Source organism: Nocardioides sp. (assembly GCF_024509035.1).
Lineage (GTDB): Bacteria > Actinomycetota > Actinomycetes > Propionibacteriales > Nocardioidaceae > Nocardioides.
In genome coordinates this window covers 1-9,233 of the sequence record NZ_JANINT010000076.1, presented here as the reverse complement: position 1 = coordinate 9,233, position 9,233 = coordinate 1, and the positions used below count along the sequence as shown (strand labels likewise).

Sequence of the window (9,233 nt, the reverse complement as noted above, 5' to 3'; positions counted from 1 at the left end):
GCGGGTAGGGGGCTGGTTCTGTCCGGCGCTCCCCCCCAGCAGCGCCGGACAGACGACTTGTTCCATCGCGGGCGGGTCGGTCGGCGCTCCCCCCAGGTGCGCCGGATGACCCGTCCAGGCCCGGGCCGCGCAGGTCGTCCGCGCTCCCCCCCAGGTGCGCGGCCGGTGCGACGGCCCGACGTGTCGATCAGTGGCCGATCCGTGGCCGATCAGGTGGCGGCGGTCCTCCTCAACCGAAGGATCCTGACGACCCAGGCTCGGAGTTGACCCACGTGTACGACGCCGACGCCGGCTCGCCCTGGTTGGCGAACGGCGCGTCGTCGGGCAACGACACCGTGAACGTGAACGTGCTCGAACCGGCCGGCTCGATCGTGCCGACGTCCTGCGCGATGTCGCTCATGGCGGCGAAGTCGCCGTCGTACAGCGTGCGACCGTCCTGGTCGATCACCAGGTGCAGCTCGCCGTCCGCGAACGGCGAGGGGTCTCCGGTCTCCTGGAAGGACAGCCTCGACGGCGTGCCACCCGAGTTGCGGATGGTCACGCTGCGAGACACAGACTCACCGGGCTCGATCTTGCTGATCGTCAGCGTCGCGCCCTGGTGGTCGTCGGCCAGCAGCCGGATCCCGGAGGCTCCTTCGCTGGCACTCGTCCAGGGGACCCCCATCAGCATGGCCAGCACGCCCGCGCCGACGACGCTGCCCACAGGAAGAATGAGCTTCCTGGCCGTGGTGGCAACGGTCGTCGCGGTGGTGGTCATGGCATCCCCTGGTGCTCCAGTGCTTCGTCCTCAAGGTAGGCACGGGCGCTCCACGTCCGATGCACGTGATCTCCACGGAAGATCCACCGTTCGGTAACAGATCTCGACGAGATTTCGGCGCTGTCGCCGTCAGGTCACGTGGGGTCGGTGAACACGTCGCCCCGCTCGGCGACCCGCTCGAGCACCTCCTCGAACCGCAGCTGGCGCAGCTCCATCGGGTCCTCCGCCCCGGCCTCGACCTCGGCCCACGAGACCGGCGCCGCCACGGTCGGGAGCTCCCGGCCACGCAGCGAGTACGGCGAGATGGTGGTCTTCGATCCGGAGTTCTGCGACCAGTCGAGGAAGACCTTGCCCGAGCGCCGCGCCTTCGTCATCGTCGCCGTGACCCTCGTGGGGTGCTCGGCCTGGAGCTCCTCGGCGACCTCCTTGGCCAGCGCCGTGGACTCCTCGCTCGGCAGTGGCTCCGGGAGCGCGGCGTACAGGTGCAGGCCCTTGCTGCCGCTGGTCACCGGCGCGGCCGTCAGGCCGCGCTCGGCCAGCCGCTCGCGCACCAGCAGCGCCACCTGACAGCACTCGTGGAGCCCCGCCGGCTCCCCCGGGTCGAGGTCGATGACCAGCCGGTCTGCGCCCTGCGGCTCACCGTCGGCGTCGACGGTCCACTGGTGCACGTGCAGCTCGAGCGCGGCGAGGTTGACCAGCCAGGTCAGCGTGGCCAGGTCATCGACGATCGGGAAGACCAGCGTGTCACTGGTCGACTGGGCCCTCGACCCGGTCGTCGGCACCGTCGCGGTGCGCACCCACGAGGGCGTGCGGGCGGGCACGTTCTTCTCGAAGAAGCTGCCGTCCTGCACCCCGTGCGGCCAGCGGATGCGGGTCACGCAGCGGTCGGCCAGGTGCGGCAGCAGCACCGGCGCGACCTGGGCGTAGTAGTTGAGCACCTCCCCCTTGGTGGTGCCGGTGCGCGGGTAGAGCACCTTGTGGAGGTTGCTGATCGTCAGCGTGCGGCCGTCGACCTCCACGCGGACTTCTTCCTTGTCGGCCGGCATGTCGCCTCAGCGGCCGATCGCGATCACGGGCCGCTGCTCGGGATCGAGACGGAACATCAGTGCGCGGATGAACCACCGCGGCGCGCTCACGCATCCGGCGGTCGCACCGGAGCCGTTGACGTGCAGGAAGATCCCCGAGCCGCGGTGGCGCACCTGGCCGGCGTTGTAGCCGGTGACGATCGACCACTCGTACTGCTTGCGGTAGTCCAGCAGCCGCTCGGAGGAGTTCGGGTCGCTGGCGGGCAGCCGCCAGCGGAACCCGCCCCGGCTCTTGTTGCGGTAGCGGTTGTAGAAGTCGCTGGCGTTGTCCTGCACCCAGTAGTCGCCGGCACGGACCTTGCGGTAGCGCAGGTCCCACCGGGAGTCGCCGCGGCGCATCCCGAACGCCCACGGCAGGTCGTAGGTGCCGAGCGGCGTGGTGCCGGTCCCCTGTCGGCGCTGGCGGCCCGGCACCAGGCCGCCGTAGCCGATCCGCCCGTCGGTGGCCTGCAGCTTCTGCTCCCAGCCGCCGTCGTTGCGCACCCACCAGGTGACCCGGGCTCGGTGTCCGCGGGTGTGGTTGACGGTGACGACCTGGGTGGTGCCGGCGCGCAGGCGTACGTCGACACCGTCGAGCCGCACGTGCTCGGGCGCGGCCGCGGTGACCGCGGTGGCCGGGCCCGGCAGGACCAGACCGAGGGCGAGCGCCAGGACGGGCAGCAGGAGTCGGTTCACGACAGCAGGTCCTCCGGTGTGACGTCGGTGCGGACCCCCTGGAACGAGGGCTGACGCAGTCGTTCGTACCCACGCCCGTGGGTGTCGATGTCGACCACGAGGGTCGGCTCCAGCCAATGGGTCCCCTGGGCGTCCACCCGCGGAACCTCGTCGGCGAACGGGCTCTCGGCCCGGTCGAGGCCGGCCACCAGCTCGGCGAGGGCCCGGCTCTGCTTCGGCCCGATGCCGCTGCCCACCCTGCCGCGGTAGAGCAGCCCGCCCGGCCCTAGCTCCCCGACCAGCAGCGAGGCCAGCCGGTCGGTGGTGCCCTCCTGAGGGCGCCAGCCACCGACGACGTAGGACCCACGTTCACGATGTGGCAGCTTGATCCAGTCTCGGCTTCGGACGCCGAACTGATATGTCGAGTTCCTGCGCTTGCTGACCACCCCCTCCAGGCGTTGCTCTCGCGTTGCTTGCCAGAGCATGGCGCCGTCGTCGTAAGAATCGGGCGCCTGCCACCGTCCGTCGAGGCCGACCTCTTGGAGCTTCTGGCGCCGCGTCGTAAGCGGCAGTTGTGTGAGGTCCTGACCATCAAGGCGCAAGAGATCGAAAACCATGTACGAAGCGGGCACGGCCCTGGCGAGGTTCTCGATCTTGGTCCGATTGCGCTGATGGATGCGGTCCTGAAGCATCCGGAAGTCCGGCAATCCGCGGTCGTTGAGTGCGATCAGTTCTCCGTCGACCAGGAGGTCCCGCACCCCATGCCCGGTCGCGACCTCGGGCCAGGCGACAGTCACGTCGTTGCCGTTACGACTGAAGAGTCTGCAGCCGCCGTCGCGAACATCAGCCAGGATCCGTACGCCATCCCACTTCACCTCATGCGTCCACTCCTCACCGGTCGGCACCGCCGTACCCCGGGTAGCGAGCATGGGTTGCATAACGACATCATGCCCGGCGTGACCCACGACACGTACGCCGTGATCGGCGCCGGCCCGTCCGGCCTCGCAGCGGCCCGCAACCTCCAGAAGGCCGGCCTCCCCTGGGAGGGCTACGAGCTCGCGTCGGGCGTGGGCGGGCTGTGGGACATCGACGGCCCGCGCAGCACGGTGTACGAGTCGGCGCACCTGATCTCCTCGAAGCGGACCACGGAGTTCACCGAGTTCCCGATGCGCGACGAGGTCGCCGACTACCCCTCGCACCGGGAGCTGCTGACCTACTTCCGCGACTTCGCGGCCACCCACTCGCTGGCCGACGGCTTCACCTTCGAGACCGAGGTGGTCCAGGCCCGGCCCTCGGGCGACGGCGGCTGGCTGGTGGTCAGCGAGGGGCCCGGCGGGCGGCAGGAGCGGCGCCATGCCGGCGTGCTGGTCGCCAACGGCACGCTGAGCGAGCCGTCGGTGCCGACGTTCGCGGGCTCCTTCGACGGCGAGGTCCTCCACACCAGCGCCTACAAGTCGCCGACGGTGTTCGCCGGCAAGCGGGTGCTGATCATCGGCGCCGGCAACTCCGGCTGCGACATCGCCGTCGACGCCGTGCACCACGCGGCCTCGGTCGACCTGTCCGTGCGGCGCGGCTACTACTTCGTCCCGAAGTACCTCTTCGGCAAGCCCGCCGACACGCTCAACCAGGGCAAGCCGCTGCCGCCGCGGATCAAGCAGGCGATCGACTCGCGGGTGCTCAAGCTGTTCACCGGCGACCCGGTGAGGTTCGGCTTCCCGAAGCCCGACTACAAGATCTACGAGTCCCACCCGGTCGTGAACTCGCTGGTGCTGCACCACCTGGGCCACGGCGACCTGGCCGTCCGGCCAGATGTCCGTCGGCTGGCGGGAGGGAACGTCGAGTTCGTCGACGGAAGCACTCGCCCGTACGACGTGGTCGTGCTGGCCACCGGGTACCACCTGCACTACCCGTTCCTGGACCCCGCGCTGCTGCGCTGGCAGGGCCGCGGGAGCGCGCCGGACCTCTACCTCAACATCTTCACCCAGGAGGACCCGAACCTCTTCGTGCTCGGCATGATCGAGGCCTCCGGCATCGGCTGGCAGGGCCGCTACGAGCAGGCCGAGCTGGTGGCGGCGTACCTCGCCGCACGGACGTCGGCGCCGGACGCAGCGCGCGAGCTCGAGGCACGGATCGCCGGTCCGCGCCCCGACCTCTCGGGCGGCTACCGCTACCTCGGGCTCGAGCGGATGTCGTACTACGTCAACAAGGACGCCTACCGCTCCGCGGTGCGCGCCGAGATCGAGAGGCTCCGCTGATGCTGCTGCCCCTGGCCACCGACGTCGACAACGTCAAGATCCTCTTCGAGGAGAGCTCGCTGACGACACTGAAGATCGTGATCGGCGCGATCTTGTTCGGCATCGCGCTCGACACCTCGCTCGACGACTTCGCGGCTGCGCTGCGCCGGCCGTGGGCGATCACGGTCGGCGTGCTCGTGCAGTTCATCGCGCTGCCGGCGATCACGTTCGCGCTGACGCTCGCGCTCGACCTGCGGGCCTCCCTGGCCCTGGGCCTGATCCTGGTCGCCTGCTGCCCACCGGGCAACGTCTCGAACATCCTCACCCACCGCTCCGGCGGCGACGTGGCGCTGTCGGTCTCGATGACCGCGGTCAGCAACGTGCTCGCCATCTTCCTGATGCCGCTCAACGTGGCCTTCTGGGGCAGCCTCCACCCGACCGCGAAGGACGTCCTCGCCGACATCGACCTGTCGGCCGTCGACATGCTGGTCGAGGTGGGCCTGGTCATCGGCCTGCCGTTCGCGGCCGGCATCACCATCGCCCGGCTGTGGCCGCGGGTCGCGGCCGTCGGGCACCGGATCATCGGCCCGTTGTCGTACGTCGCGCTCGCCGGCATCATCGCCATCGGCGTGGCGAACAACTGGGACACCTTCGTCGCCTACATCGGCGTCGTGCTCCTCGCGGTCTTCCTGCACGACGCGCTCGCGCTCGGTCTCGGGTACGCCGTGGGCCGGGCCGCCCGCCTGCCCGACGCGAGCGTCCGGGCGATGACCTTCGAGGTCGGCATCCGCAACGCCGGGCTCGGCCTCCTGCTGGTCTTCACCTACTTCGACGGGCTGGGCGGCATGGCTCTGGTCGCGGCCTGGTGGGGCATCTGGGACATCATCGCCGGGCTCGCCGTGGCCATCACCTGGCGGCGGGTGCGCGGTGTCGTGATCGTGGGAGCCCCCGCGTCGGCGACCGCAGCGAAGCGAGAGCGCGCATGAGGGTCCTGGTCACCGGGGGCAGCGGGTTCCTCGGCTCGTCGGTCGTCCGCGGCCTGGCCGGGGCCGGGCACGAGGTGGTGAGCACCGACCTGCGCCCGCCGTCGGTGGTCATGGACGTGACCTCGCGGGAGCAGGTCTCCGCGGTCATCGCCGAGGTGCGCCCGGAGGTCGTCGTGCACCTCGCGTCGATCGTGACGCCGGGCCCGGGCTCCACGCGCGAGCTGGAGTACGCCGTCGACGTGACCGGCACCCGGCACGTGCTCGATGCCTGCGTGGCCACCGGCGTGCGCCGGATCGTGGTGTCGTCGAGCGGTGCGGCGTACGGCTACCACGCCGACAACGGCGCGGACAACGGAGGCTGGATCACCGAGGACCAGCCGGTGCGCGGCAACGAGGAGTTCGCCTACTCCCACCACAAGCGGCTGGTGGAGGAGATGCTGGTCGACTACCGGCGCCGGTACCCGTCCCTGGAGCAGGTGGTGCTGCGGATCGGCACGATCCTCGGGCGGTCGGTCGACAACCAGATCACCGCGCTGTTCGAGCGCAAGCGGCTGCTGAAGATCCGCGGCTCGGAGTCGCCGTTCGTCTTCATCTGGGACGAGGACGTCGTCGCGATCATCCAGCAGGCGGTCACCGAGCCGGTGACCGGCGTGTTCAACGTCGCCGGCGACGGCGCGCTGACCATCACCGAGATCGCCGCACTGCTCGGCAAGCCGGTGCTGACGATCCCCGAGCCGGTCCTCCGCGGGGCGCTGGCCGTCCTCTCGCGCGTCGGCCTGTCGCCGTACGGACCGGAGCAGACGCGGTTCCTCCAGTACCGCCCGGTGCTCGACAACACCCGCCTCAAGACCGTCTTCGGGTACACGCCGACGAGGACCTCCCGGGAGGCCTTCGATGAATGGCGGATGCGTAACCGGTCCTGACTACGGATACTGATGAGGCCTGGTGAGGCTGTAGGCGACGAGAGAGGCTCCCTATGCGTGCGATCTGGAAGGGCGCGGTGTCCTTCGGGCTCGTCAGCGTGCCCGTGAAGCTCTACGCCGCGACTGAGTCGCACGACGTGTCGTTCCGGCAGGTGCACGCCAAGGACGGCGGCCGGATCAAGTACCAGCGTGTCTGCTCGCTCGACGGCGAGGAGGTTGCGTATGCCGACATCGCCAAGGGCTACGAGACCGAGGACGGCGAGATGGTCATCCTCACCGACGACGACCTCGCCGAGCTGCCCTCGACGTCCTCGCGCGAGATCGCAGTGGAGAAGTTCGTGCCGTCGGACCAGATCGATCCGATGCTGTTCGAGAAGTCCTACTACCTCGAGCCGGAGAAGTCCGGGGCCAAGCCCTACGCGCTGCTGCGCCAGGCGCTCAAGGACGCCGACCGGATGGCCGTCGTGACCGTGGCGCTGCGCCAGCGCACCAGCGTGGGCGTGCTGCGCGTCAAGGACTCCGAGGCCGGTGAGGTCATCGTCCTGCAGACGATGATGTGGCCCGACGAGGTCCGCGTCCCCGACTTCTCCGTCGACACCGGCGACGTCAAGCCGGCCGAGGTGAAGATGGCGAACATGCTGGTCGAGACGCTCGCCGGCGACTTCGACCCCAGCGAGTTCGAGGACGACTACGCCGAGGCCGTGGAGGCCGTGGTCAAGGCCAAGATCGAGGGCGGCGAGGTCAAGCGCACCGCCACGTCCACCAAGTCCTCCGGTGAGGTCGTCGACCTGCTGGCCGCCCTGCAGCGCTCGGTCGACGCCGCCAAGACCGCTCGGGGGGAGGCACCGTCCAGCGCCGCGGACGACACCGACACCGCGGACGAGGAGAAGCCCGCCAAGAAGTCGGCCACCAAGAACGCCCCGGCCAAGAAGTCGGCGGCGAAGAAGACGACCACCAAGAAGACCGCTGCCAAGAAGACGGCGAAGAAGGCCCCGGCGAAGAAGACCGCGGCCCGCAAGGCGAGCTGACCCAGCATTTCCTCGGCCGCGCTGTCGAGATCGGTCGTGCTCGTCCGACGTACCGGTGACAGCACCACCGACCACAGGAGACACCGATGCGCTACATCACGTTCGTCAAGATGGCCGAGGGCCTCGAGGACCCGCCGCTCGCGCTCCAGGAGGCGATGGCCAAGGAGATGGACCAGGCGATCGCCGCCGGCACCATGCTCGAGGCCGGCGGCCTGTCGGGGATGCGCGACAGCACCGAGATCCACCTCCGGTCCGGCACGATCACCCAGGTCGACGGGCCCTACGCCGAGGGCAAGGAGGTCGCCGGCGGCTACGCGATCACCGAGGTCCGCAGCCACGAGGAGGCCGTCGAGGGCGCGCGCCGCGTGCTCGAGCTGCACCAGCAGTACTGGCCCGGCTGGGAGGGATCGGTCGAGATCCGGCAGATGTTCACCGCCCCGGGCCAGTGACGGGCCCGTGACGGGAGAGTCCTCCCCCACGCTGACCGACCGGGCCATCACCGCGGTCTGGCGCCACGAGTCCGTGCGGCTCGTGGCCGCCCTCGCGCGGATGACCCGTGACCTCGACCTCGCCGAGGACCTCGCGCAGGACGCCCTGGTCGCCGCACTCGAGCAGTGGCCCGGCCAGGGCGTCCCCGCCAACCCCGGCGCCTGGCTCACCGCGGTGGCCAAGCGCCGGGCGATCGACCATTTCCGGCGCAGCGACACCCTGCGCCGGCGTACCGCAGAGCTCGCCCACGGACTCGAGGAGACGGTGATGCCCGACCTCGAGGCCGCGGTCGACCACATCGAGGACGACGTGCTGCGGCTGGCCTTCGTCTGCTGCCACCCGGTGCTGGCCCCCGAGGCGCGGGCGGCGCTGACGCTCCGCCTCGTCGGCGGCCTGACGACCAGCGAGATCGCGCGCGCCTACCTGGTCAAGGAGGCGACGATGGGACAGCGGGTCTCGCGGGCCAAGCGGCTGCTCGCGGAGCGCGGCGTCTCGATGGACCTGCCGACCGGCCCGCAGCGCGCGGAGCGGCTCGCGGACGTGATGGGCGTCGTCTACCTGATCTTCAACGAGGGGTACGCCGCCACCGCCGGCGATGACTGGACCCGTCCCGAGCTGTGCCGCGAGGCGATGCGGCTGGCGCGCATCCTGGCCGCGCTGGCGCCCGACGACCCGGAGGTGCACGGGCTCCAGGCGCTCGTGGAGCTCCAGGGCTCCCGACTGCCGGCTCGGCACGCTCCCGACGGCACACCCGTCCTGCTCGACCACCAGGACCGCCGCCGCTGGGACCAGCTGCTGGTCCGGCGCGGCCTGGCCGCCCTCGGCCGGGCCGACGAGCTGGCCGGGGCCGGGCGTCCGATCGGCACCTACGTGCTCCAGGCCTCGATCGCGGCCTGCCACGCCCGAGCCATCCGCCCCGAGGACACCGACTGGACCGAGATCGCACGCCTGTACGACGTCCTCGCGCGCGCCGCGCCCGGGCCGGTCGTGGAGGTCAACCGTGCCGTGGCGCACGGCCGGGCCTTCGGGCCCGACGCGGGGCTCGCCGTGCTCGAGGCCGTCGCCGCCGAGCCGGCG

General features: G+C 70.7%; 10 protein-coding genes. 6 read left to right on the top strand and 4 right to left on the bottom strand.

Annotated features, from left to right (window positions below; genetic code table 11):
- Positions 1–229: 229 nt before the first annotated feature.
- From Q0L15_RS06565 to ligD (Q0L15_RS06550), 4 genes are all read right to left on the bottom strand, one after another.
- Positions 230–757, bottom strand: coding sequence for a hypothetical protein (locus Q0L15_RS06565; protein ID WP_296603107.1), 528 nt, complete (start codon positions 755–757; stop codon positions 230–232).
- Between the two features lie 134 nt (positions 758–891).
- Complete coding sequence (gene ligD / locus Q0L15_RS06560; protein WP_366939548.1) at positions 892–1,776, bottom strand: non-homologous end-joining DNA ligase; 885 nt, start codon at positions 1,774–1,776, stop codon at positions 892–894.
- Between the two features lie 33 nt (positions 1,777–1,809).
- Positions 1,810–2,517, bottom strand: coding sequence for a L,D-transpeptidase family protein (locus Q0L15_RS06555; RefSeq protein ID WP_296603104.1), 708 nt, complete (start codon positions 2,515–2,517; stop codon positions 1,810–1,812).
- Positions 2,514–3,434, bottom strand: a complete 921-nt coding sequence (ligD, locus tag Q0L15_RS06550) for a non-homologous end-joining DNA ligase (protein WP_296603103.1) — start codon at positions 3,432–3,434, stop codon at positions 2,514–2,516. Before ligD (Q0L15_RS06550) ends, Q0L15_RS06555 begins: the two co-directional genes overlap by 4 nt.
- 18 nt (positions 3,435–3,452) lie before the next feature.
- Between ligD (Q0L15_RS06550) and Q0L15_RS06545 the strand changes: the two genes are divergently transcribed.
- The 6 genes from Q0L15_RS06545 to Q0L15_RS06520 form a co-directional block, all read left to right on the top strand.
- A complete protein-coding gene (locus Q0L15_RS06545; RefSeq protein WP_296603102.1) occupies positions 3,453–4,751 on the top strand; it encodes an NAD(P)/FAD-dependent oxidoreductase in 1,299 nt (432 codons plus the stop codon).
- Positions 4,751–5,716, top strand: a complete 966-nt coding sequence (locus Q0L15_RS06540; protein ID WP_296603101.1) for a bile acid:sodium symporter family protein — start codon at positions 4,751–4,753, stop codon at positions 5,714–5,716. The genes Q0L15_RS06545 and Q0L15_RS06540 overlap by 1 nt, the downstream gene beginning before the upstream one ends.
- The gene (locus tag Q0L15_RS06535; protein ID WP_296603100.1) at positions 5,713–6,639 is read left to right on the top strand and encodes an SDR family oxidoreductase; all 927 of its coding nucleotides are present in this window, start codon (positions 5,713–5,715) and stop codon (positions 6,637–6,639) included. Before Q0L15_RS06540 ends, Q0L15_RS06535 begins: the two co-directional genes overlap by 4 nt.
- A gap of 53 nt (positions 6,640–6,692) precedes the next feature.
- Positions 6,693–7,667, top strand: a complete 975-nt coding sequence (locus Q0L15_RS06530) for a Ku protein (RefSeq protein WP_296603099.1) — start codon at positions 6,693–6,695, stop codon at positions 7,665–7,667.
- A gap of 86 nt (positions 7,668–7,753) precedes the next feature.
- Positions 7,754–8,116: a YciI family protein gene (locus Q0L15_RS06525; protein WP_296603098.1), complete on the top strand. Its 363-nt coding sequence runs from the start codon at positions 7,754–7,756 to the stop codon at positions 8,114–8,116.
- 7 nt (positions 8,117–8,123) lie between these two features.
- Positions 8,124–9,233, top strand: a 1,110-nt coding sequence (locus Q0L15_RS06520) for a sigma-70 family RNA polymerase sigma factor (RefSeq protein WP_296603097.1), incomplete at its 3' end; no start/stop codon positions are given.

Bases quoted from the DNA above. Each gene is read 5' to 3' on its own strand.
- Q0L15_RS06565 (WP_296603107.1), bottom strand. From the start codon at position 757: ATGACCACCACCGCGACGACCGTTGCCACCACGGCCAGGAAGCTCATT.
- ligD (WP_296603103.1), bottom strand. From the start codon at position 3,434: ATGCAACCCATGCTCGCTACCCGGGGTACGGCGGTGCCGACCGGTGAG.
- Q0L15_RS06540 (WP_296603101.1), top strand. From the start codon at position 4,751: ATGCTGCTGCCCCTGGCCACCGACGTCGACAACGTCAAGATCCTCTTC.
- Q0L15_RS06535 (WP_296603100.1), top strand. From the start codon at position 5,713: ATGAGGGTCCTGGTCACCGGGGGCAGCGGGTTCCTCGGCTCGTCGGTC.
- Q0L15_RS06530 (WP_296603099.1), top strand. From the start codon at position 6,693: ATGCGTGCGATCTGGAAGGGCGCGGTGTCCTTCGGGCTCGTCAGCGTG.
- Q0L15_RS06525 (WP_296603098.1), top strand. From the start codon at position 7,754: ATGCGCTACATCACGTTCGTCAAGATGGCCGAGGGCCTCGAGGACCCG.